General features: G+C 68.4%; 21 protein-coding genes. 5 read left to right on the top strand and 16 right to left on the bottom strand.

Annotated elements, in window-relative coordinates; translation table 11 throughout:
* Positions 1–5: 5 nt before the first annotated feature.
* Positions 6–1,061, bottom strand: coding sequence for a hypothetical protein (locus RZ1_RS14690; RefSeq protein ID WP_238071662.1), 1,056 nt, complete (start codon positions 1,059–1,061; stop codon positions 6–8).
* Between the two features lie 85 nt (positions 1,062–1,146).
* Here RZ1_RS14690 and RZ1_RS14695 point away from each other — a divergent pair, with 85 nt between their 5' ends.
* The 3 genes from RZ1_RS14695 (at position 1,147) to RZ1_RS14705 (ending at position 3,320) form a co-directional block, all read left to right on the top strand.
* Positions 1,147–1,566: a hypothetical protein gene (locus RZ1_RS14695; RefSeq protein ID WP_072812928.1), complete on the top strand. Its 420-nt coding sequence runs from the start codon at positions 1,147–1,149 to the stop codon at positions 1,564–1,566.
* A gap of 362 nt (positions 1,567–1,928) precedes the next feature.
* Entirely contained in the window at positions 1,929–2,279 is a 351-nt protein-coding gene (locus RZ1_RS14700; RefSeq protein ID WP_072812930.1) for a hypothetical protein, read from the top strand.
* 294 nt (positions 2,280–2,573) lie between these two features.
* The gene (locus tag RZ1_RS14705; RefSeq protein WP_072812931.1) at positions 2,574–3,320 is read left to right on the top strand and encodes an SAM-dependent methyltransferase; all 747 of its coding nucleotides are present in this window, start codon (positions 2,574–2,576) and stop codon (positions 3,318–3,320) included.
* A 66-nt stretch (positions 3,321–3,386) separates the two neighbouring features.
* On the opposite strand, the gene RZ1_RS14710 is transcribed toward RZ1_RS14705, so the two are convergent.
* The 13 genes from RZ1_RS14710 to RZ1_RS14770 all read right to left on the bottom strand — a co-directional run bounded on the left by RZ1_RS14710 (position 3,387) and on the right by RZ1_RS14770 (position 17,160).
* Complete coding sequence (locus tag RZ1_RS14710; protein ID WP_072812933.1) at positions 3,387–4,607, bottom strand: bifunctional 3,4-dihydroxy-2-butanone-4-phosphate synthase/GTP cyclohydrolase II; 1,221 nt, start codon at positions 4,605–4,607, stop codon at positions 3,387–3,389.
* Positions 4,604–5,101, bottom strand: coding sequence for a flavin reductase family protein (locus RZ1_RS14715; protein WP_072812935.1), 498 nt, complete (start codon positions 5,099–5,101; stop codon positions 4,604–4,606). The genes RZ1_RS14710 and RZ1_RS14715 overlap by 4 nt, the downstream gene beginning before the upstream one ends.
* The gene (locus tag RZ1_RS14720) at positions 5,098–5,601 is read right to left on the bottom strand and encodes an NADPH-dependent FMN reductase (RefSeq protein ID WP_072812936.1); all 504 of its coding nucleotides are present in this window, start codon (positions 5,599–5,601) and stop codon (positions 5,098–5,100) included. The genes RZ1_RS14715 and RZ1_RS14720 overlap by 4 nt, the downstream gene beginning before the upstream one ends.
* 136 nt (positions 5,602–5,737) lie before the next feature.
* Positions 5,738–6,769, bottom strand: coding sequence for an ABC transporter permease (locus RZ1_RS14725; RefSeq protein WP_072812938.1), 1,032 nt, complete (start codon positions 6,767–6,769; stop codon positions 5,738–5,740).
* The gene (locus RZ1_RS14730) at positions 6,769–8,307 is read right to left on the bottom strand and encodes a sugar ABC transporter ATP-binding protein (protein WP_072812939.1); all 1,539 of its coding nucleotides are present in this window, start codon (positions 8,305–8,307) and stop codon (positions 6,769–6,771) included. Before RZ1_RS14730 ends, RZ1_RS14725 begins: the two co-directional genes overlap by 1 nt.
* On the bottom strand, positions 8,294–9,472 hold the full coding sequence (locus RZ1_RS14735; protein ID WP_072812941.1) for a sugar ABC transporter substrate-binding protein: 1,179 nt from the start codon (positions 9,470–9,472) through the stop codon (positions 8,294–8,296). Before RZ1_RS14735 ends, RZ1_RS14730 begins: the two co-directional genes overlap by 14 nt.
* Before the next feature lie 129 nt (positions 9,473–9,601).
* Positions 9,602–10,252: an isochorismatase family protein gene (locus tag RZ1_RS14740; protein WP_072812943.1), complete on the bottom strand. Its 651-nt coding sequence runs from the start codon at positions 10,250–10,252 to the stop codon at positions 9,602–9,604.
* Positions 10,249–11,736, bottom strand: a complete 1,488-nt coding sequence (locus RZ1_RS14745) for an MFS transporter (RefSeq protein ID WP_072812944.1) — start codon at positions 11,734–11,736, stop codon at positions 10,249–10,251. Before RZ1_RS14745 ends, RZ1_RS14740 begins: the two co-directional genes overlap by 4 nt.
* Entirely contained in the window at positions 11,729–13,381 is a 1,653-nt protein-coding gene (locus RZ1_RS14750; RefSeq protein ID WP_072812946.1) for an amidase, read from the bottom strand. The genes RZ1_RS14745 and RZ1_RS14750 overlap by 8 nt, the downstream gene beginning before the upstream one ends.
* Complete coding sequence (locus RZ1_RS14755; RefSeq protein WP_072812948.1) at positions 13,378–14,346, bottom strand: carbon-nitrogen hydrolase family protein; 969 nt, start codon at positions 14,344–14,346, stop codon at positions 13,378–13,380. Before RZ1_RS14755 ends, RZ1_RS14750 begins: the two co-directional genes overlap by 4 nt.
* Positions 14,347–14,422: 76 nt before the next feature.
* Positions 14,423–15,508 carry a pyrimidine utilization protein A gene (gene rutA, locus RZ1_RS14760; RefSeq protein WP_072812950.1) on the bottom strand — a complete coding sequence of 362 codons (1,086 nt, stop codon included), beginning with the start codon at positions 15,506–15,508 and terminating at the stop codon, positions 14,423–14,425.
* Positions 15,509–15,638: 130 nt separating this feature from the next.
* Entirely contained in the window at positions 15,639–16,676 is a 1,038-nt protein-coding gene (locus tag RZ1_RS14765; RefSeq protein WP_072812951.1) for a LacI family DNA-binding transcriptional regulator, read from the bottom strand.
* Between the two features lie 118 nt (positions 16,677–16,794).
* On the bottom strand, positions 16,795–17,160 hold the full coding sequence (locus RZ1_RS14770; RefSeq protein WP_072813007.1) for a VOC family protein: 366 nt from the start codon (positions 17,158–17,160) through the stop codon (positions 16,795–16,797).
* Positions 17,161–17,388: 228 nt separating this feature from the next.
* Between RZ1_RS14770 and RZ1_RS14775 the strand changes: the two genes are divergently transcribed.
* Positions 17,389–18,159, top strand: coding sequence for a helix-turn-helix domain-containing protein (locus tag RZ1_RS14775; protein ID WP_083583706.1), 771 nt, complete (start codon positions 17,389–17,391; stop codon positions 18,157–18,159).
* Positions 18,160–18,402: 243 nt separating this feature from the next.
* Positions 18,403–19,392 (top strand): rod shape-determining protein, encoded by a 990-nt coding sequence (locus tag RZ1_RS14780; RefSeq protein ID WP_072813008.1) that lies wholly within the window; start codon positions 18,403–18,405, stop codon positions 19,390–19,392.
* A gap of 118 nt (positions 19,393–19,510) precedes the next feature.
* Here RZ1_RS14780 and RZ1_RS14785 read toward each other — a convergent pair whose 3' ends face one another.
* Both RZ1_RS14785 and RZ1_RS14790 read right to left on the bottom strand, forming a co-directional pair.
* On the bottom strand, positions 19,511–22,342 hold the full coding sequence (locus RZ1_RS14785) for an FtsW/RodA/SpoVE family cell cycle protein (RefSeq protein ID WP_072812955.1): 2,832 nt from the start codon (positions 22,340–22,342) through the stop codon (positions 19,511–19,513).
* Positions 22,329–23,582, bottom strand: coding sequence for a hypothetical protein (locus RZ1_RS14790; RefSeq protein ID WP_072812956.1), 1,254 nt, complete (start codon positions 23,580–23,582; stop codon positions 22,329–22,331). Before RZ1_RS14790 ends, RZ1_RS14785 begins: the two co-directional genes overlap by 14 nt.
* Between the last annotated feature and the right edge of the window lie 222 nt (positions 23,583–23,804).

Genomic DNA, 23,804 nt, shown 5'->3' on the forward strand with positions numbered 1-23,804 from the left:
GTCCTCTACGGCGTGTGCGGTTCGCGGATCCACACCCGATCGTCGCGGACCCAGGCGACCGAGCTGTCCCCGGGGACGACTGTGTCTGTGAGCCAGAAGGTTTCGTCCGGCGCCCATCCGGCGATGACGCTCGCGGTGCCGTCGTCGACAGCGATCGCGGTTCCCGCCGCGACCAGATAACCGGCGACGGTGAGATGCACTCCCCCGTACTCCGAGGCGACGGCCTGCCAGTCGGGGATCACCCACCGGCCATCGCGGCCGGTGGTCCGGTACCAGTCGTGACGCTTCTCGGCCGTGACCTCGAGCGGGAAGCGTCGGCACAAGTCCGCCCAGGCATCCGCGCCGTCGATCTCGCACACCTCGATGCCCGGCGGCACGTGCACCCGTCGGGTGAAAGCTCGCTCCCAGCCCATGCTGTCCTCGACGAACCACAACCCGGCCGGGCTCCCGTCGGCGAGCGTCCGGGCCGTCGCCGACAGATGCGTCAGAGGTGGCGACCACCACTCGCCGGACCAGTTCGACGTCGGGTCGGTGGGGCGGTCGCGCTCGGCTCGCGCTTCGTGCTCGACGACGCGAGCGTGCCACGCGCGCAACCGCTCCTCGACAGAAGGCTGGACGGTGGTTTCGCCTTCACTGTCCCAGACCACCGCCCACTGGTCGTCCCGCGCGACGCCGGTCCCCCACCACTGCGCGAGCGCTGATCGGGCGATGTGCCCGGCGACTCGCCGAAGTGACTGTCGCACAGCCGTAGTGGCGACGAGAATGTCCTCGCCTTCCGGATCCTGCCAGTACCGCGCTGCGTCGATGGCTTCGACGAGCGCGGAACGCAGGTCGAGCGAGGTCACCTCGGGAAGCGGGAGATTCGACAGTCGCCGAGCGACGTCGTCGACGGTGATCTCGGGCCACTGCGACTCGTCGACGCCGGGACCGAAGACGACCCGCGAGGTTCCTCGTCCAGGATCGAGCTGGTAGGACACCTGGAAGACCGCAGAGCCGAAGGAGTTCTCGTCGAACTCCTGCCGGCCCGCTCGCTCGGCGGCCAGCGCGTATGCGAGGAGCATCCGGCGTCCTCTGGGACCCGCCGACAACGCTTCTGCCGTGATCATCATCCCGCCCAGTAGATCATCTTTCGGCTACGTTGATGCGATGAGAACACTCTGGGCCGCGTCGGTCGTCTCGGTGTTGTGCACCGCCGCGATGTGGGTGTTCGCCGTGCCTCAGCTCGTTCTCTCCGGCGTTGTCGATGTCGGGCCGTATTTCGGACTCATGATGGTGCTCCCGACTCTGATCGGGTTGCCGTGTGCGGTCGCCGGAGCGCTCGCCGGAACAATCTGTGCCGTCAGGCAGCGCGCTCGCAACTGGGCCACGAACCTCATGGCTCTCGGCCAGGTGACGACAGTGGCGCTTGCCGTCGCCATCGTCGTGTGGGCGCTGGCGTTCGCGTCGACCGGGTGGGAATTGATCGCGTTGCCGACGTCCCTGATGATCGGTCAGATCGTGGTCGCGGTAGGACTGATCAAGGCGGGTCGGCCGCGGATGCCCCGCGCGGTGCGCGCGTCGTCGTGAGAGGATCGCCGGCCCGCGTTCTGTGTGGAAAAACGTCCGTCTAGCGAACATAATCCCACACAACCGCAATTGAGCGGCGGGTGCACATTCCCGTACCGTGGGCGTTACCGGATCGAGCCGCGGCACCGCGACAACGTCCGGCACAAGCGGATGGATGAGCGCCGGAAGGTAGAGGCAGGCCGGAAGTCACAGGAGTCGCAGAGCGCTCCAACATCCCGGCCTGCCATCACCAAGCCTACAAACCGCGATGCGGCTAGACCCCTGTTAGGAACTCAGTTTTGCCCGACGCCACCACATCCTGCGGAAGGAGGACGGCGCTTCCTCTCCCTCGTGAACGGGGGAGTATCCGCGCCGAACATCAGATGACACCCGGTGGTTCGATGCTGCGCCTCGCGGGCGCCTTCAATTCCGTTGTCATGGCGGCCGCCGGACTACCTGTCGTCGGCAGCCGTATCCGCAGCTTCATCGCCCCGATCACCTACATCGGCCGCAGATCCGGCCGGACGATCACCCTGCCGGTCGGCTACCGCCTCTCGGGCGACACCGTGACGATCAGGGTCGGGGTGCCCGATCAGAAGACGTGGTGGCGCAACTTCCTCGGCGAGGGCGCGCCCATGAGCATCCAGCTCGAGGAGAAGCGCACCGGCCACGCCGTCGCGCACCGCGACGAGCGGGGTCGCGTCGAGGTGGTGCTGCAACTCGATCCCGCATGATCCGGCGGTGGGCTTCGCCGAGTAAAGCCAGCAGGTCCGTGTTGCGGCACGGTTGGAGGGGCGCACCGAAACGGGCGCGTGGGACCGCACCCTCCTCCATCGAGCCGACCGGGGGATCGACCATCTCTCAGCTAATTCGGTGGAAACATCCGACCCGGAAGGCTACGTTCGTCGCGTTGACGATCCAGGCGTCCGAACGAGGTGAATCGATGACGGTCCGAGCAACGGCAGCCGACTCCGGTCGACTGTCCTGCGCAGATGCCATGACGGATTCGAGCCCGAGGAGTACCTCTCGTGGATCTTCCACGCATCTTCACCATTCGCGAAAGTAGCCACCGCATCCACAACCCGTTCACCCCGTGCAAGCTCGCCACCCTGGGGCAGGCACTGCACCTGGAACCCGGGACGCGCGTGCTCGACCTCGCCAGCGGGTCGGGCGAAATGCTCTGCACGTGGGCCCGTGACCACCGCATCACCGGGACCGGGGTGGACATCAGCACGATATTCACCGAGGAGGCCCGTGCCCGTGCCGCTGAACTCGGCGTCGACGACCAGGTCGACTTCATACACGCCGATGCGGCCGGCTTCGTCGCGGACACGCCGGTCGATCTCGTCGCGTGCGTGGGCGCCACCTGGATCGGAGGCGGCGTGGCCGGCACCGCCGAGCTGTTGAGCCAGAGCCTCCGGCCCGGCGGCCTGATGCTGATCGGTGAACCGTACTGGCGCGAGGAAGTGCCCGACCAGGAAACCGCCAGAGCGTGCGGTGCCGGTGGCACGGAGGACTTCCTGCTGCTGCCGGAGCTGATCGAGCAGTTCGGCGTTCTCGGATTCGACGTCGTGGAAATGGTGTTGGCCGATCAGGACAGCTGGGACCGGTACCAGGCGGCGCAGTGGCTCAACCTCCGCCGCTGGCTCGACGACAATCCTGATGACGAACTGGCCGCGGAGGTGCGGGCCGAGCTCACCACCGACCCCGCCCGCTACACGCGGTACCAGCGTGAATATCTCGGCTGGGGAGTTTTCGCGCTGATGCGCCGCTGACAGCCCGACGAGCGCGGGTCCGGACAATACACTGCCCGGACCCGCGCTTCCGTGTGGGGCTCTATCTCAGCCCTCGGCAGCGGGCAGCATGTGCCCCATGCGCCGCCGCTTGGTTTCGAGATAGCGCACGTTCGCCGGCGCGGCCCCCACGTGCAGGGGTTCACGACCGGTCACGGTGATCCCGTTGTCTTCCAAACCGGCGATCTTGGCGGGGTTGTTGGTGAGCAGCCGCACCGACCCCACCCCGAGGTCGTGCAGGATCGCCGCTGCGCCACCGTACTCGCGACCGTCCGCTGGCTCGTCGAGTTCGAGATTGGCCTGGACGGTGTCGAAACCGTCGTCCTGCAGCCGGTAGGCGGCCAGCTTCTTGAGCAGCCCGATCCCCCGGCCTTCGTGTCCGCGCAGGTACACCAGCACCCCGCCGTCGTGGGCGAGCCGTTCGAGTGCGGCCTCGAGTTGAGGGCCGCACTCGCAGCGCTGCGACGCGAACGACTCCCCGGTCAGGCACTCGGAGTGCACCCGGACGAGTGCGCCGTCCGCCGGGCTGCCGGCGATCAGTGCGACGTGGTCGGCGCCCGTGTGCCGGTCGAGGTAGCCGACGGCCCGGAACGTCCCGAATCGCGTCGGCATCAACGTTTCGTCTCCGCGCACCACCCGGCCGGCCGGGACGACCGGCGCCGGGAAGGCATGCGCGGCCCGGTAGTTGCGCAGTTCCTCGATCGTGAGAACGGGCAGGTCGTGGCGGGCGCCGAGGTCCTCGATGCCGGGCATCCGCATCATGGTCCCGTCGTCGGCGACGAGTTCGGCGATCACCCCGACCTGCGGTACACCGGCCAGCGCACACAGGTCGACGGCGGCCTCGGTATGACCGGGGCGTTCGAGCACTCCGCCGGCGCGGGCCCGCAGCGGCAGGACATGTCCGGGCCGGATCAGATCCCGGGCGGTCGCGGTCGGATCGGCGAGGACCCTCAGTGTCGTGGCACGATCCGCAGCGCTGATCCCGGTGGTGACACCGCGGGCGGCGTCGACGGTGACGGTGTAGGCGGTCTGTTTCGGATCCTGGTTGTCGGCGACCATCGCGGGCAGGTCCAGCGCGTCCGCCCGGGCTCCGGTCATCGGTGCGCACAGCAGGCCCGAGGTGTGCCGCACGGTCCACGCGATCCATTCCGGCGTCGCGTGGTGCGCCGCGAGGATGACATCGCCCTCGTTCTCGCGGTCGGCATCGTCGGAGACGAGGACGGGCCGTCCGGCGCGGATCGCGCCGAGCGCCGCCTCGAGGCGGCTCACGACGCCACCAGCTTCCGGAATGCACTGCGGTGGAAGACGATCGGCTCCACCGTGGAATCTGATTCCTCGCAGTGCAGCTCGTGGACGCGCAGCACGACGATGGCGTGGTCCCCGGCGGGCACCTGCTGCTCGATCGATACGTCCATCCGGACACCGCACCCGTCGACGAACAGCGCTCCCCCGTCCCGCGTTTCGGTGCCGAGGCCGGCAAACCGATCGCCGTCCTTCGCGGCGAGCACGCGGGCGGCGCCGTCGTGTTCGGAACTGAGAACGCTGATGCCGAGCCGGGGCTGCGCGGCGAGTCTCGGCCAGGTGGTCGACGTGTTCTGCACGCAGAACGCGACGAGCGGCGGGTCGAGCGATACGGGTACGAACGTGCTGGCGGCCATGCCGAGACGTTCGGTGCCGGTGTCGGCGCAGATCGCGACGACGCCCGCGGGGACGTGACCGAAGGCTCGACGCAGGGTGGCGCCGTCGAGGGTGGGAGTGGTCATCGTGCCTCCGTTCGGACGGTGGATCCAATTGCGGCAGACCAGCGTTCGGCGTAGTCCGCGATACGGGTGTCGGTGGTGTAGGTGGAATCGAGCAGGTACAGGCCCGGCGCCGGGCAGGTCGCGCCGAGTTCGACGAGGACCGGCTTGAGCAGCAGGTCGGGTGCCATCGCGTGAGCAGGGCCCGCGCCGAGCATGAGGGGCACCGCGGTGACGTCGCGCAGTCCGTCACCGGTGGCGAACTGGTCGAGGAACAGCTTGAGGATACCCGTGTAGGTGGCCTTGAAGGTCGGGCTGGCGACGATCACCAGATCCGAGGAGGCGACGGTCTCGACGGCTGCTTCGACCGCGTCGTCGCCCCAGCCGAGCAGACCGGCGCCGAGGGTGACGACGTCCACGACATGGTCGGGAGCGGAACCGGTGAGCGCGGTGGCCAACGACGTTGCCGCATCGAGGGTACGAGAGCCGGGCTTCGGGTTGCCGGCTACCACTGTGGTTGTCATGACTTCTCCTAACGTGCAGCGCGCTGACCGTGGCGCCCTCACAGTCGACATAGAGAGGATTTCGGGATGTCAACCGGATGATTTCACCGATGTTGCGCGGGCTGATGTCCTGTACCGGTGACCGGTCGCTCTTACGTCAACGCGTGGTGCGCGACGCGGTGCGACGGCGTACGGCGCCGGACAGGGCGACGGCGACCACGAGAGCGCCGCCGTAGAACAACTGCTGGACGAAGCTGGCCACGCCGAGCATCTGGAGCCCGACGACACCCGCAACGAGGAAGTACACGGCGACGAGGGTGCCGAAGGCGTTGAAACGGCCGGGGACGATTGCGGTGGCGCCGAGGAACGCGGCGGCGAAGGCGGGCAGCATGAACGACTGCCCCGACGACGGATCGGCGCCGCTGAGCATTCCGGCGTACACGACGCCGGCGAGGGCGGCGACGAATGCCGACGTCACGAGCGCGCCACCCCGGATGCGGTCGACGTGCAGCCCGCTCAGGCGGGCGACCTGCGCGCCGCGACCGACGAACAACAGCCGACGTCCGATCGGGGTGAACTGGAACACCACGGCCATGACGAGGACGAGCGCCAGCGCGTAGTAGAACTGCAGGGACACCCCCAGGACTCGGGTGCCGATGGTGGCGTCGACGAGTGCGGAGTCGATACCGGTGACGGAGGTGGATCCGGAGATCCATTGCACCACACCGAGAACCACGGTGCCGCTGCCGAGTGTCGCGATGAACGAGTCGATCTGCAGCCGCACGACCAGGAGCGCGTTGACGAGACCGACGAACACCGCGGCGAGGATCGCGACGACGATGGCGGGCAGCAGCGACCAGCCGTGCTGGACGTTGAGTACGGCGATCGTCATGGCCGCCAGCGACATGGTCGAGACCGCGGACAGGTCGAATTCGCCTGCGGTGAGCGGCACGATCAAGCCCAGCGCCAGGATGAGCAGGACCGCTTGGGAGCCGAGGATATTCTGCAGGTTGTTGGCGGTCGGGTAGATCTCGGGGCGCAGCACGCTGAAGAAGACGACGACTGCGACGAGCGCGAGGACGAGAGCGTACTTCTCGAACAGCGGCCCGAGCGCCCGGCGTTGTTTCGGTGGTGCGTCCGCGGGGGTGGCGGTGTTCGCAGTGGTGATCTTGTCGATGGTGACGGACATCAGGCATTCACTTCCTGTCGGGTCAGGCCGAGGACACTGTCCGAGATGTGGTGCTTGGAGAGGTTGTCGCCGGTGAGTTCGGCGACGATGTGGCCGCGGGAGAACACGAGCACGCGGTTGCACAGCACGGACAGTTGCTCGTAGTCGGAACTGGCGACGACGATGCTCGCTCCCCCGTTGACGGTGTCGCGCAGCATCTCGAAGATGCGCGCGCGGGCACCGATGTCGACGCCCTGGGTGGGTTCGGCCAGCAGAACCAGCTTCGGATCGATCTGGAGCCACTTGCCGAGCAGCGCCTTCTGCTGGTTGCCGCCGGACAGCGACCCGTACACGGCCTGCGGATCGCGGGGACGGACGTCGCAGTGTTCCGCGAGTGCGGCGGCGACGGAGTTCAGTGCGCGCGGTCTCACGAGGCCGCCACCCAGGATGGGAAGGGTGACGTTCTCGGCGACCGTCAGTTCCGGCGCGCTGCCCTCGACCTTGCGGTCCGGCGGCACGTACACGACCTTGCTTGCCAGCGAGTCGATCGGCGTGGCCGTGGGCAGCGCGACGTCGTCCGATCCGATCGTCATGCGCCCGCCGCGTGCGGGTTTCGCGCCGTACAGCGCGGCGAGCACGTCGTCGTAGCCGGATCCGGCGATCCCCGTGAGGCCGATGATCTCGCCGGGACGCACGTCGAACGAGATGCCGTCCACGGTGGCCGTCTCCAGTTCCACGACGCGGGCGAGCGGCGGCACGTCGTCGAAGTCGCGGACCGGGCCGGCGACCCGGGGGTCCGCGGATGCGAGGCTGCGGCCGACGATGAGGTCGATCAGCGAGGTGGCGGTGAGGTCGCGGGTGCGGTGCGTGCCCTGCGACACCCCGTCGCGCAGCACGGTGACGCGGTCGGTGTGGTCGAGCACCTCGTCGAGGTCGTGGGAGACGAACAGGACGGCGGCCTTGCGGTCGGCGACGATCTCCCGGACGACGGAGAACAGCAGGTCGGTGCCTTCACGCGGGAGGAACACGGTGGGCTCGTCGAGGACCAGCAGCGTGCGGCCCTCGCCGAGTTCCTCGGTGGCGCGCAGGATCGCGACGAGCGCCCGTTCGGTTTCGTTGAGGCTCGACACCGGCGCCTCCGGACCGATGTCCAGGCCGAAGCGGTCGAACAGTGCTCGCGCGGTGCGCTTTTCGCGTCGCCACGAGATCCACGGCTTCGATCCGGCCACCACGGGCCCGACCCGCAGGTTCTCGACGACGGACAGGTCCGGGACGAGCGCGAGGTCCTGGTGGACGAAGCTGATGCCCAGGTCGCGGAACCCGCCCGCCGGCACCGGCAGGGGCACGTCCCGGCCGCGCACCTGCAGGGCCGCACCCGCGTCGGGGGCGTGGAATCCGGCGAGCACCTTGATGAGCGTGGACTTCCCGGAGCCGTTCTCACCGAGCAGGCCGTGGACCTCCCCGGCGTGGATCGTCAGGTCCACGTTCTTCAGGACGGTGTGGTCGCCGAACGTCTTGGAGAGCCCGACGATGTTGACGATCGGATCAGGGCTGCTCACTGGGCCCCCAGATGGCTTCGTAGCCGGTGACGTAGGCGGTGCCGTAGCCCTTGTCGGGCTGGGGCGGGGTGCCGGTCTCGTCGATGTTGTCTGCGGTGATCAGCTTGAGCGGGGTTTCCTGCGCGCCGTTCGCGACGGGTTCGTAGCCCAGCAGCAGGCGACCGGCCTGGTCCAGGGTCGCCCACGCGAGCCACGGGATCGATTCGCCGACGTTCATGGTGACGATGCCGTCGTCCTGCTGGATCTTGAGCACGGCGGGCGTGCCGTTGACCGAGGAGATCTCGACCTGCCCGGTCTTACCGGCGGCCTTGATCCCGGACTGCGCGTAGAGGGACATAGAGTCGTAGATGGGCAGGACGAAGTTGATGGTGGGATCGGCCGACAGCGCGGACTGCACTTCGGACTGGATCTTGGTGGCCCACTCCGCCACCGGAACATTGACGATCTTGTAGCTGCACTTCGGGCAGTACTGCGCGATCTCGTCCTCCATCGCGGCGACCTCGGCCTTGGCCGGGGGCACCTCGTTGGAGGTGATGATGAGCGCGTTGCCGTCGCCGTCGGTGCGGTCGATCATCCAGTCGACGGTGAGCCGGTTGGCCTCCGCGAGAGGTGCGTCGGTGGTGGCGTCGACGAGTCCCTGGAGGTCCGCAGGAATCGGTTCACCGCGCAGGATCGTGTGGGTGAGAAGCACGGGAATGCCTGCCGCGTCCGCCTTCTGGAGCGCCGGCTTGATGAGGGATGCGTCGACGCCCTGCGACAGGATGATGAGGTCGACCTTCTGGTTGACGGCCTGCTCGACGCCGGTGGCCCACTGCGTGGGCTGGCCCTGGTTGGTGTACTCGATCCAGGTCGCGCCGTAGCGTTCGGCGACCTTCTTCGATTCCTCGTCGACCGCGACGTTGTACGGATTCTCGCTGTTGGTGGGGACGGCGAAGATGGTCTTGCCGGCGATGTCCTTCATGGGGAACGGTTCGGCGTCGAATGTGAACTGGGGGTCGGCTTCGTACTGTGCGAGCTGCGCGCGGGCGTACTCGAGCCCGGCGGCGACGTCCGCATCCGAGACGGCGGCGCCGCCGGTTCCGTCACTGCTGCAGGCGACGAGGCCGAGGGAGGCCGTGAAGGCGAGCGCCGCGAGAACGGCGCGACCGGGTCGAGGATGACGCATGGATTCTCCTTGGGGAAGCGAAGTGGGCGACGGGGCGTCCGCACCGTTGGGGACCCGACCGGGAAAGGTGATGACTTCGAATGTATTGCGGGGCGTGTTGCATGCGGCAACACCCGTGGTTCATTCGTGTTAATTGCCGGTGGAGATCGCGCGGAGGTACTCCTGCGCGCGCGTCAGCGGCCACACTTCGGCCATCTTCTGCTGCATGTCGAACAGGTTCGATCGGTGGATCGTCGAATCACGGTCTCCGACCGCATCTTCCACCACGATGGGTACGTAGCCGTGCTGCATGGCGTCGAGCGTCGTCGCTCGCACACAGCCGCTGGTGGACAGACCCGCGATGAGCACGGTGTCGACTCCGAGCCAGGTCAGATGCGAATTCAGGGTGGTGCCGAAGAACGCGCTCGGGTACTTCTTGGTCACCAGCATCTCGGCGCACGTCGGTTCGAGTCCGTGGATGAATTCCCCGTACGGACTGCCCTCGCAGAACGCCACGAGCGTGCCGGACTTCTTGAAGAACACGGCCGCGTCGGACCCGTTGGCACGCAGCCGAACCTCGGTGATCACCACCGGAATTCCGGCCTCGCGCGCCTCGGCGAGCAGCGTGCGCATCGCCTCGACGTTCTCCTCCACACCGGCGTACAGCGGGCACTCGGGATCGATGTAGGCGCGGGCGGGATCGACGACGACGAGGGCCGGACGGGTACCGGGTTCGAGTTCCTGCCCGAAGCCGGCTCGGGCATAGTCGGCGGACTGGGCGGTGCGGTCGTCGGTGGTCATGCGGACTCCTCGAGCAGTTCGACGGGTTCGAGCGTATGGACGGTCGCGTTGACCTTGCGGTGCGGAAAGGCAAGGCACACCGCGACACCGGCGAGAGCGACGAGAGCAAGCGCGATGCCGACGATGCGGACGTTGTCGACGAACCGGCTCACCTCGCCGCTGCCGAGCGCGCCGAGGGTGCCACCGTACGCGGCCTGCCGCGCCGCCGCGCTCAGACCCGCCGTCGCGAACACGAGCGCGAGCGCGGTGCTCAGCAGATAACCGACGTTCTGCAGCGTCGAACGCAGTCCGTTGGCGATCCCCCGGCGGTCGGCCGGGGCGGTCAGCATGAGCGCACTCGTCGAGGGCGTCATGAACAGCCCTGTCCCGCAACCGAGCACGAACAGGAACGGTGCGATCGCGGCGAGCGAACCACCGTCGGGCGAGAGCATCAGCGCGATGCCGAACAGGCCGACGGCATTGAGCGCCATCCCGGTTGCGGTGAGGGTGCGGGAGCTGAAACGCAGCATCAGCGACCCGGCGGCGGAGGCGGCCACGACCGTCCCGATCGCGACGGGCATCACCAGTGCACCGGCAGCGACGGCCGAGATCCCGTTCACCGCTTGCCCGTACAGCGACACCAGCAACGTCACGGCATAGGTGGCGACGGCATTCACGAGCACCGCGGCGAGCACCAGCGCGATCCCGCGGTTGCGGAACAGACTCACGTCCACGAGCGGATGTGTGCGCCGGATCTGCACCACCACGAACACCACGGCGAGAACGACACTCGCGCCACCACACGCCCACGGCAGCCGCCACAGCGAACTGACGCCGGGGGTGAGCGCGAGGACCACGGCGGTGAGCAGGACGGTGGACAGCACCGCGCCGGCCATGTCGAACGGCTCCCGCTGCACGGCCTTGCGGGGGCCGCGCGGGATCACCCAGATCGACGCGGCGATCGCGACGAGCCCGACGGGAAGGACCACCGCGAACAGCCCGCGCCACCCGAGTGCCGCGGTCGCGGCACCACCGATGAGGGGTCCGACCACCTGCGCGACCGCCGCGACGGTCGCGTTCCACCCGAGCGCCCGGCCCAGGGTGTGCGGCGGGAAGGTGTCCGTGAGCAGGGCCGTGTTGTTGGTGACGACGGCCGCCGCCCCGGCGCCCTGGAGGACGCGGGCGGCGATGAGCCATCCGGCGGACGGTGCGAGCATGCACAGTCCGGTGGCGACCGTGAAGGTGACGAGACCGGCGAGATAGAGCGGCCGGCGGCCGATGATGTCGGCCAGCCGGCCGAACACGAGAATCAGCGCCGTGGTGACGAGCATGTAGCCGAGCAGGATCCACGTCGATTGAGCACCGGACGCGTCCAGTTCCCGCGCGACGGTCGGCAGGGCGACCGTCAAGCCGCTCAGGCTCAGGAACACCGCGACCACGCCGACGCTCAGGGCGGCGAACACCTGCCACGGTCGCGGATGACTCTGCGCGGTCACGCTATTCATCGGCGCGTTGGGTGTGGACATCGGTGACCGTCTGCAACACGTGGGCGAGACGGAGACAGGTGTCGTCGGCCCAGGGCCGCCCCACCAGCTGAACCCCGGCGGGCAGACCGTCGACGAACCCGGCCGGCGCCATCACCGCGGGGAAACCGAGATAGTCGACCAGGCTCGTGTTACGACCCACGATCGGCTGCATGGGATGCCGGACGCCGTCGATCTCGACGGTGACGTCGGACAGGCGCGCCGCGGTGGCTCCGATGCCGGGGGTGACGAGCACGTCGATGCCCGCCGCGTCGAACGCCTCCACCGCCGCCCGCTGGGCGAGGGTGCGGCGACGGACCGAGCGCAGGTAGTCGACCGCCGACGGGACGAGGCCGCGCGCGATCCGGACCTGCGTGCCGATGTCGTAGTCCGCGAACTTCGCGAGCGCCCCCTCCTGGTTCGAGGCGAGTTCGCTGGTCATCACGATCGTCACGTCGTCGTGGATGCGCTGGGCGTCCGGGATGTCGACAGCCACGATGTCGGCGCCGAGGTCGCGGAAGGTCCCGACGACGGACTCCCACGCGCCGAGCACCGCGGCGTCGCACAGGTCGGTGAACCACACGGTCGGGATGCCGATCCGGACGCCGGTGAGCGAAGGGACTTCCGCGGGGCCGACGGCCGCGAGCGCGGCCTGCACCTCCCGGGCGACGGGCGCCGGGGCGGCCGCGGGATCGAGTCCGTCGGGTCCGGCGAGCACGTCGAGGACGATGCGCAGGTCGGCCGCGGAGCGGGCCATGGGTCCGATGTGGTCGAGGGTCCACGACAGCGACGCGACGCCGGTGCGCGGGACGAGACCGTACGTCGGCTTGATGCCGGTGAGGTTGCACAGCGCGCTCGGGACGCGGATCGATCCGCCGGTGTCGGTGCCGAGCGCCAGCGGAACCAGCCGGGCCGCAAGGGCGCCGGCCGAACCGGTGGACGAGCCGCCGGTCCAGCGGCTCCGGTCCCAGGGATTCGTCACCGCCCCGTAGCGGGCGTTGTGCGGTGCGCCGCAAGCGAATTCCGTTGTTGCGGTGATCAGGACGGGGATCGCGCCGGCGGCGCGTAACCGCGCCACCGCCGTCGCGTCGGTCGCGGCGATGCGGTCCCCGGTGGTGTGTGATCCCGCGGTGACGGGTGCACCGGCGACGTCGATGATGTCCTTGACGCCGAAGAAGATCCCCTCGAGCGGGCGGGCCGTGCCGTCGTTCCAGCGTCGGCCGGCGTCCGCGGCAGCGTCGTCCGCTCCGTCGACGACGGCGAGCACCGCTCCCCCGGCGAGCGCCGGGTCGGTCCAGCGGGCGCGCAGCGCGACGAGCACCCCGCTCGGGGTGGTACTGCCGGACGCGTACGCGGCCAGGAGGTCGCGCACGCCGAGTTCGTGGAGCGGCACGTCCGTCGATGGTGTGTCCGCGGGTGCGGGTATCGGCGGCGGCGGGACCGGCCGCGACGCCAGCAGCGCCACGGAATGGGCGGGTTCGCACGGCGGCCCGTCCGGCACCGGCTCGAGCGGCGCGAGCCGGGATGCGTCGAGCAGCGGCGCCATGTCGGCGCGGGCCTGCGGCAGCAGGTCGTCGACGGTGGTGGCCGCGGTCGCGGTCAGGTCGGGATAGTCGGTCGCGGTCATCCGATCACCTCGCTCGGGAGGGTGGCCGGGCGCGGGAGCGGCGCGGCGCGCACGGTGCCGGCGGTGAGGTCGGCGAGCAGGCGCAGCACGTCGGGGCGGCGGTCGCGGGCCAGCGGGAAGGAGGCCCGGCGGGCGGGCACGGCGTCGAGGTCGAGGGTGACCCGCAGGGTCTGGTCCGCGCGGTGCGGCGGGGCCAGGGTGACGATCTCACCGCTCGGCGAGATCACGCAGGACAACCCGAAGTAGTCGACGGTCACGCCGTTGAGGGTTTCGGGGCCACCGCGGTTGGCGGCGATGATCCACGTCTGCGACTCGAGCGCGCGCGTTTGCAGTTCGGCGAGGAACAGCTCTTCGCGGGTGCCGAGCGACGAGACGATCGCGAGCATCACTTCCGCGCCGAGTGCGCGGGCAACCGCCCAGTATTCGGGGAAGGTGCGGTCGTAGCAGATGACGCAGCCGAGCCGGGTGCCGAACGCGTCGACGGTGGCCGGTGCCTGCCCGGGCGAGAAGTGGTACTTCTCGTCGATGTCGACGTCGCCGACCTTGCTCGCGGGCAGCGACAGCTTGCGGTAGGCCGGCACGCCTGCGCCGTCCGGGGTGCGCCAGGTGAGCACCTCGCCGGTCGCGTCGATCAGCACGACGGAGTTGTGGGTGACGTCGTGGGCCGTGCGCTCGAACATGCCGAAGGCGATGGCGCAGCCCAGTTCTCGTGCGAGGTCGCCGAACAGGTCGGTGGCGTCTCCCGGAATCGTCTGCGCCCACGGGGTGCGGTCGACGTCGTGACCGGTGCAGAAGTAGGGGGTGGTGATCAGTTCCGGTAGGACCACCAGGTCGGGGGTGGTGCCGTCGTCGCCGGGCGTCGCCGCGGTGCGGACGAGTGCCGCGAGCCGGGCCAGGTTGCCGAGGAGGTCCTCGGTCAGTTCGCCGGCCTGCACGATGGCGACGTCGAGGGTGCGCGAAGTCAAGGAGGAACCTCCGGGGAAGAAATGGGAGACGGGTGGGAGCGCGGCGTGCTGCGCGCGCTGCCACCCGTCGTTCGGGTCAGGCCGCTTCGGCCGCGATGGTGTTGCGGCTCTTCATGAGCGGCTGGATTCGGGTGCCGAAGTTCTCGATGCCCTGCAAGAAGTCGTCGAAGGTGAGCATGATGCCCTTGATGCCGTCGAGCTCGGCGACCTCGTCGAGCATCTTCGCCACGGTCTCGTACGACCCGACGAGGGTGCCCATGTTGAAGTTCACGGCGCCCTCCGGCAACGCGATGGTCCGAGCGGTGGACACATCGTCCGCGGTGGCGTCGGCCGCGGACTGGTCGGCCATGTAGCCGAGGGCCGCGAGGTCGGCGTTGTCGTGGTAGTCCTGCCACTTCGCCTGTGCCGCTTCGTCGGTCTCGTCGGCGATGATCATGAACAGGGTCAGCGCGCCCACGTCGCGGCCTGTGGCCGCGGCAGAATCGACCAGGGTGGCGACGGAGTCGGAGATCGCGGTGGGCGTGTTGATGCCGGTGCCCATGATGAAGTTGAAGTCGGCCATCTCGGACGCGAACTTCATGCCGCTCTTGGACTGTCCGGCCGCGACGATCGGGACGCCACCGCCGGTCGGACTCGGCGACAGGACGCACTCGTCCATCGTGTAGTGCTCGCCCTTGAAGTTACTGACGCCGTCGGCCCACAGCTGCTTCATGACCGTGACATACTCGGTCGCCTGCGCGTACCGGTAGCCGAAGTACTCCTCTCCCGGCCACAGGCCCATTTGCGTGTATTCGTTGGGGGCCCAACCGGTCACGATGTTGACACCGAAGCGCCCGGGGGCGATCGAGTCGATGGTCGAGGCCATGCGAGCCACGAGCGCCGGCGGAAGGGTGAGGATCGCGGTCGACGCGAACAGCTTGATCTTCTCGGTGACCGCCGCGAGTCCCGCCATCAGCGTAAAGGACTCGAGGTTGTGATCCCAGAACTCGGTTTCGCCGCCGAAGCCCTTGAGCTTGATCATCGACAGCGCGAAATCGAGTCCGTGTTCCTCGGCCTTCTGCACGACCGCCTTGTTGAGTTCGAACGAGGGCATGTACTGCGGGGCGCTCTTGGAGATGAGCCAGCCGTTGTTGCCGATGGGGATGAATACGCCGATGTCCATGGTCACTCCTGTGAGGCGGGGAGATTCGAGGAAGCGAGCCGGGCCGCGCTGCCCGCCTCGCTATGACTTCGAATGTATGCAGGAGTTATTGCCGAGCCGGGGCCGTCCGGTTACGGACTTATTGCCTACGTTAACGATCGTGGGCGGGGTGGGGACACGCCGCCACACTCCCCCGCTGCACCCACTCCACATCGAAGTCCCGGTGCACCGGACGCCCCGCCGCGCCGTCGATTCGCGCCAGCAGCAGCGCCGCCGCGGCGACCGCCATGTCCTCCAGCGGCTGACGCACCGTGGTCAGATCGAAGATCGACCAACCGGACTGCTGGAGGTCGTTGTAGCCGACAATGGAAACATCGCCCGGCACATCCAGATTCAGCCGCTTCGCGGCATCCAGAGTTCCGTAGGCCATGTAGTCGGTCGCGCAGAACACCGCCGTCGGGCGGTCTTCACCCCCAAGCAGCGCAAGTCCACCCTCGAGGCCGGTCGACGAATCCACCGCGCCGCGATACACCCGCTTCTCGTCGAGCACGACGCCGCGCGCCGCGAGCCCGTCACGGAAGCCCTGCTCACGCAACCGAATACTGGGGTTCTGCAACGGCCCGGAGATCAGGCCGATCCGGGTGTGCCCGAGATCGACCAGGTGGTCGGCGATGAGGCGGCCCCCTCCGATGTTGTCCGACGTCACGCGGTCGACCCGGCCGGCGTGCCGGTCGTCCACGTCCCGGCTGAGGATCACCAGCGGAATCTTCCAGTCGATCATCTCCGACACCATCGGCGAATCGAGCCGCGACGAGATGAACACGACCCCGTCGACCAGGCCCCCGCGCAGCGCGAGGATGTCCTTCTCGAGCGAGCCTTCGGTGCGGTCGCTCATCAGCAGCACCCGATAGTCGCGGCGGGCGAAGCAGTCCTGCAGGGTGTTCACCAGCGTCGGGTACGACGGGTTGCGAAGGTCGCCGCTCACGATGCCGATGGTCGACGACCTGCGGGTGATCAGGCTCCGCGCGGTGACATGCGGGACGTAGCCCATCTCCGCGGCGAGAGCCTGGATGCGCTCCCGGGTCGCCTCGATGACCCGCGGATCGTTGCGGAGCGCGCGCGACACCGTCGACTGCGACACGCCTGCGCGGCGTGCGACGTCGTAGCTGGTGACCGACCTGCTGCCCATTCCCGGATTCTAGAGACATCCGGCGGGGACGGCCGGGCGAGAGCGGGCACCGCACCGTTCTGTGTGGAATCGAGTTCGCGTGGCGAACACAAATCCACACAGGCGGAATGGCCGGCCGCTACTCCGGGTCGTCCGAGTGGCTGACGATGTTGATGACGGAACCGTCGGGTGCGCGCACGAAGAACCTTCGCACGCCCCACGGCTCCGTTGTCAGCGGATGGACGATCTCGAATCCTCGACGCTGCGCCTCCTCGTACGCGGCCTCGACCTGATCGCCGACGTGGACGGACAGCACGGAATCGACCGGTGCGGTCGCGTCGCCACTGACCAACTGGACGACGGCGCGCCCGTCCGGGGTCGTGAACCGTGCGACCCACCCCAGGTTCATTTCTTCGACGGAGAGACCGAGGAAGTCCGAGTAGAAGGTGCGCGCCTGCTCGATGTCGGGGACGTTGACGTTCGCCGTGACGCCGGTGGGTCGCATGTCGGACACTCCTTCGATTGTTCCTCGCGGACAATCTCATTCCACTACACGAGAAGTCTGTGGGCAGCGATTCGGCGCCGAATACGTGTTCGAAGGAATCCTTGCGCGGCCTGTCAACGCGGTGCCAGAATGGCCCAATCGTCACGAGCGTGGCGTCACAACTGAAGAAGGCCCGCCAGGAGTTGCAGCTCCCGACGGGCCGGATGTCCGACTATCAAGGAGTCGAACGTGGGCCAGAATACCCTGGCTGGCGGCGTGCGTCGTGGACCGCGCCTTGCCGGCAACTTCACCATTCTCAGCAATGCCGTCATCAACGACGAGCGCCTGTCCTTCCGCGCACGCGGCATCTTGACCTGGCTGTTGTCGAAGCCGGACGACTGGCATACCCGGTCCGAGTCGATCGCCGCGCAGTCCCCGAAGGAAGGCCGCGACGCCGTCCGTTCGGCGCTGCGCGAGCTCGCCGACCTCGGCTACCTCGTGCGGGAGAAGATCCAGGACGAAGGCGGCCGGTGGCGCACCATCCAGACGGTCTACGAGGAACCCGTGACCGGCCCGGCGCCTGGAAAACCGACCCGCGGACGCACCGACGTCGGGCAACCCGGCGCTCTTGTCAGTACCGAGAAACCAAGAACGAAAACCAACCGCTCGTCTCGAGCCGGGAAGGTCGCGTCCGGTCCTGCGGTCGGCCGGCTCGCCACAGCAAGCCGAGCGGCGGGATTGACCGCAACGTTCGCCTACCTCAAGCCCGGCGACGTCGCAGCCATCGACCAACTCGTCGAGGCGCACGGGATCCCGAAGCTGGTCATGGCCGCGAAGTCTGTCCACCGCGCCGGTGATCCCATGCGGTTCGCGCAAGCGTGGATTCCGCTGTGGCAGGCACTCCCGGAACCATCTGCGGCGCAGCCGAAATGCACCGCCTGCGACGAGTTCGGATGGCTGCCCGACGACGAACAGGGCCGTGCCGTCAGGTGCGGGTGCCGCACCCCTGCTGCGGCATGACGTCCGTGCATTGCGGTTGAGGGAAGAATAGTCAATCATCCCAGCGCAGAGGGCACTTTCGTCATTTCGGCCACAACTGCACCGCCCGTCGGTGGATTTCGGCCCTATATCACCCGATATTCCGGCGAACAACCCGCTGAAGGGAATTCGACAGCGGTAATCTGTGGTACGCGACATCATCCAATGTCGCTGCCGCTGTTAACTATCTGGACGATCTCGCTGGAATCCCGGTCGGAGGCCGACGTGCGTGGATTTGGTATCGATCTCGGAACTGCCAACACTGTCGTCGGCACCCCCGAAGACGGAATAGTCCTGAACGAGCCGTCATTGATGATGGTGCGAACGAAGGATCCGCACCGCGCCCTCGCGATCGGCCAGGATGCGAGTGCCCTCGTCGACCGCACTCCGGTCGGGATCACGCCGGTTCGTCCGATACGTGATGGCGTGATCGTGGACCTCGAATCGGCCCGGGCATACGTCACGGCCGTCATCAAGCGGGCCGCCCCGCAAAGGCGGTACGGTCTGCGGCCGACGGGCGTCATCGCAGTTCCGGCAGGCGCCACTCCACTCGAACGCCGCGCGCTGCTCGAGGTCGGGCACGAGGCCGGCCTCAGGAAAGTGGCCTTGATACCGGAACCGGTCGCGGGTGCCCTCGGTTGCGGGATCAACCCGCTCGAGCCACGCACCCACCTCGTCGTCGACATCGGCGGCGGCACTTCGGAAGTCACCGCCCTCTGTTTCGGCGGGGTCCTTGCCCACCGCAGTTGCCGAATTGCGGGCGATGACCTGACCAGAGCGCTGCACCGGTATCTGCGCGCGGAGCACAAGATCATCGTCGGCGAGCTCACCGCCGAACGGGCAAAGGTGGGGGCGCCGGAGACCAGCGACGGACAGTCGCTCGTGGTGGAGGGCCGCGACGCCACGACCGGCCGGGCGCGACTGCTCACCCTCGAAACCGAGGAGATCCTGGATGCTGTGCGGCCCACCACAACCGGCATCGTGCAGACGCTGGCCGCTTGCCTGGACGACCTTCCTCCGCGGGCGATCAGTGACGTGATGGCCGAAGGCATCCTGGCGATCGGTGGCGGGTCGATGTTGCGCGGCATGTCGCAGCTGCTCGAAGAGTCCCTCGGGTTGCCCGTGAAGACTGCCGAGCGCCCGCTCACCTGCGTCGCAGAAGGCGCGACCGCGTGCATGGACCACCCCGAGGTGGTCGCGGCCTACAGCTCCTGATCAATTACAACCGCATCCACTGACCGCTGCCCCTCGTGCGCGTTTTCGGTAGCGGCTGCTACCGAAAACGCGCACGGGTCAGCGGGCCAGCCACTGATCATTGACGGGGTTCCGCTGCTCAGCGGGCCGGGGCCGGGCCACGGATTTGAGCGAGGTAACGCTCGAGCAGTCCCTTGACCACCGGACCGGATGTCGCAGAACCGAATCCACCGCCACGCACCAACGCCGTCACCACGACCTCGGGCGCCTCGAAAGGCACCACCGCGGAAAACCAGGCATTGAGGCCCTTTCCGGGCGCCGAGGGATCCTCCGCCGTGCCGGTCTTGGCACCGGCCGTCACCGGGAGGCTTGCGAGCGTACCGGCGGTACCGGCCGCGGCGGATGCCCGCATCCCCGCTCGCACGGGACCGAGTTCGTCCGCGAAGGACAGCCGACGAGGATCCGCGGTGGGAATGGGCACGGCGTCCGCCGGCCCGTAGGCCGCCGCGAGCTGAGGTGTCACCATCGCACCGGTGGCGATGCCCGACGTCCAGCGCGCCACCTGCATCGGAGTCGCAGTGACGGTGCCCTGACCGATCCCCATCAAGAGCGTCGACCCCGGATACCAGGTTCCGCCGATACTTCCGACATTCTCCGGGGTGCCGAGGAAGCCCTCGGACTCGCTCGGCAGATCGATTCCCGATCGCGCGCCCGCCCCCAGTTCGGTGGCCGTCGTCGCCATGCGTTCGGGGCCGAGGAGGTCGGCAAGTTGATAGAAGTAGACGTTGTCCGACCACTGGATCGCACCGAGCAAACTGTTCCCACCCATCGGCTGCCAGTTCGCGAACGTGTGTCCCCCGTAGGTGTAGGACGCGCCGCCCGCGAGCACAGTGTCCGGCGACAAGACGTGGGTCGCCGCGTTCGCCGAGGCGACCACGATCTTGAAGGTCGAGCCCGGCGGCACGGCCGTCTGGACGGCGTGATTGAGCATCCGGCCCGGTCCGGATCCTTCGGTCTGCGCCGCAATCGCGGCCACGTCGGCCGGGGGTCCGTAGACGTTGTTGTCGTAGCCGGGGACGCTGGCCAGCGCCAGCACCGCCCCGGTGCGGGCGTCCATCACGACCGCCGCACCGAGGTCGCCGCCGCTGCTACGCACGGCCTGCGCCAGCGCATCGGTGGCGGCCTGCTGCAGCCCGAGATCGAGGTGCAGCCGCAGATCGTGGCCCCGCACCGGATCGACCCGCTCCCCTGTGCCGACCGGACGTCCGGACGGATCGACGTACACACACTGGCGGCCGTCGGTGCCGCGAAGCAACGCGTCGTACTGCTTCTCCAGCCCCGCCTTGCCGACCCGTGATCCGAGCGCGAGGTTCGGCCAGAACTGCATGTCCTGCACGTCCGCAATCCCGACGTACCCGAGGATCGATGCCAGCACCGCCCCCTGCGGGTACTGCCGGCGTCCCGTCGGGTATACGAGGACCCACGGCAGGTGGGCGTCGACGATCAGCCGAGCCTGCTCGGGCCCGACCCGTCCGAGCATGACCTGCAGCTCCCCGTCGCTGTTCCGGAGCTCCTCCCCGAGCTGGTCCGGGGTGATGCCGAGCAACGCCGCGAGTTGGTCGCGCACTGCCGGGTCCCCCTCGGCGAACATTCGCGCAACTACCGCGACGGTGTACTCGGCGACATTGACCGCGACCGGGACACCGGTGCGATCGAGGATCTGGCCGCGCTCGGCGGGCAGGCGGATGCAGCGCAGCATCTGCGTGTCGCTCGTTGCGCGCAGTTCCGTGCCGTGCGAGGTCTGCAGCTGCCAGGCGAACACCGACATCGCGACGAGCGATGCCGTCAGAGTCCCCGCACCCACCGACACGCCTCGCGGGAGCCGTCGCTTCCGCGGCTCGGTGGCCCACAAGGGCCGTGTCACACCGTCGCGGCGCACCGCGAGCACCAGCCCGATGGACACGAATCCGACGATCGAGGCCGTGCCCCCGTAGCTGAACACGGGAATCGGCATACCGGTATGCGGCAGCAGCGACAGACTCTGGGCGACCGAGACAGCGGTGTGGATCCCGAACAGGCCGCCGATGCCCGCCGCGACGAGTGCCCCCTCCCGGGTCCGTGCCGTTCGGGCGGCGAGCACCGAGCGCCACACGATGACCACGACGGCCAACACGACGGCCACCCCGGCGACCAAACCCCACCCGTACACCAGGCTCGCAAAGGCCAGGTCGTGCTCCGATTCGGGCAGGTACTCGGCCCTCAGGTCGTAATCCGGCTCGCGCCCGAGACCCCACCACCCCGCGCTGCCGATCGCGATGTCCGCCTGCCACGCCGCCCAGCCCGATCCCTGTGGGTCGGCGTCGCGCGACAGGAACACGTGGATCCGTTCGAGCTGGTACGGGCGGAGAAACAGCACGGCCATAGGTAGCGAGAGCATCCCGATCGCGAACAAGGGGGCCAGCCGGAGCAACGGCACCCTGGCCAGGATCAGCATGAGCATCACAGTCGCCACGAGAACCACGGCGGTCGACAGGTCGGGCTGCAGCGCGACCAGCGCGATCGGCACCGCAGCAACCAGCAGGACCGCAACGAACCTGCCGACCGTGTTCCCACCGGCCAGGATCGTGGCGGGAACCAGGACCAGGGCGAGCTTGGCCATTTCGGACGGTTGCAGAGTGAACAGGCCGAGGTCCAGCCAGCGCTGGGCACCCTTGGTCGCGATCCCGATCAGCGGCACCGCCACGAGCAGGACGACCGTGACGGTGAACAACACCCACCCGAACCTGCTCAGGGCGGCAATCCGCATGCGCGACGTGGCCCACATCGCGCCGAGCCCCACGACGGCGAGAATCGCGTGCCGCTCCGCGAGCGACGTCATGCCCGTCGAGACCATGTTGAGCATGCCGAGAACTACAAGGGCGACGGCCGCCGCGACGAGCCAGGGATCGGATTTCCGCCTATCCGCCTGCACGTGGGCTCCCGTCCGAACAGGTGGCGTTCTCGGCGGGAACGTACACCGGCGCCGACGCGGCCGCGGCGGGGGCGGTGGTGATCGCGGCGACGGCCAGCGCCGATCCGGGAGGCAGGACGACGCTACCGATGCCGTATGTCTCCTGCCCACCCGGCGGCACCGGCACCGTGACCGCACCACCCGGCAGGACCACACCCGTGCATCGGTCGTACACGGTCAGATTCCATGTCACCGCACCGACATTCGCGGCGGGATCGACCCCGACATCGACCCGCATGGTGCACGGTTGCCCTGCCTCGCAGGCACCGTTGGCGAAGGTCGCGGCGACCCGCGTGATCGGTCCGGCTACGCCCGGAAGCGCGGTTTGCACGGGACCCGGTTCGGTCCCCGGCGGCGGTGCGGCTTCGGGCACCGGTGGCGGCGGCGAGACCGGGCTGATCTGATTCGGCATCGACGTATCGACCGGATCGAGGAGCGTGTGCCAACCGCGATTCAGCTCCGACCACGCCTTGGGAGCCGCCCACACCATCCCGATGAGTATCAGGATCGCGATCAGCGCGAGTATCCATCGGCGCCGCGACGGCCTTCTCCTCTTGCGATGCCACACCTTCCCCGTGGGTGGATGCCAGCTGTTCGACGCGAGAGAGGACGCCTGGATCGGCTGGATCGGCACGTCCGGCTGCTCCACCACCGGCACATCCGGAAGAGCGCGCCCCTGTGCGGCCGAGACGAGCGCGGCGATCTGGCGCCGCTTCCGTTCCACCTCACTCGGGTCGAATTCCGTTGCGGCAGCGCGACGGGTCTTTTTCACCAGGTCGTCCGAATCCGGTCCCTCGGTGATCGACTCGGCGATCGCCTCCTCCAACCGGTCGGCGAATTCCGCACTGCGACTGTTCGCCGCGATCCGTCGAAGCAGATCCACCACCGCGCCGCGTAGCTCGCCCCAGGATTTCGCATTCCCGGCGCACTCGAGTGTGAGCTGTCCACTCTCGGACACCATCACGGCACCGCGTTGGAGGCTGGTCGGCTGACGGTCCCGGCCATATGCCAGTTCGAGCTGATCGACCACATCCGTGATGAGCAGAGCGGCCTGCGCGGGTGTCAGCGTCGCAACCGCAAGCAATCTTCGGAGAGTGACACCGCCGCCACCGGAGTCGTCATCGATTCGTACGGCTGGTCCGGAGCGGGCCTCGAGGGGCTCGACGTTCCTCGCGTGGTGTCCCAAGACTGCTTCGATCATCGCGCATCCCGAAAACGCAAGGCCGCCCGCAGCTTTCAATACAGATCGGAGCGGGCGGGCGGTGGAACTTCTTGTGCCTTTCTCGCTTGCCGTACTCGTGCCGAAATCCATTGTGTGTCATTTGCGCTCGAGTTGCCGCGGCTTTCGACCGAAACCTCGAGGTCTACCGGGGAGAGTTCCGGCTTCTGCCTCGGCTGGTCCTTCCTCGCCGAGGTCGAGGCC

Source organism: Rhodococcus zopfii NBRC 100606 = JCM 9919 (assembly GCF_001895025.1).
Lineage (GTDB): Bacteria > Actinomycetota > Actinomycetes > Mycobacteriales > Mycobacteriaceae > Rhodococcus > Rhodococcus zopfii.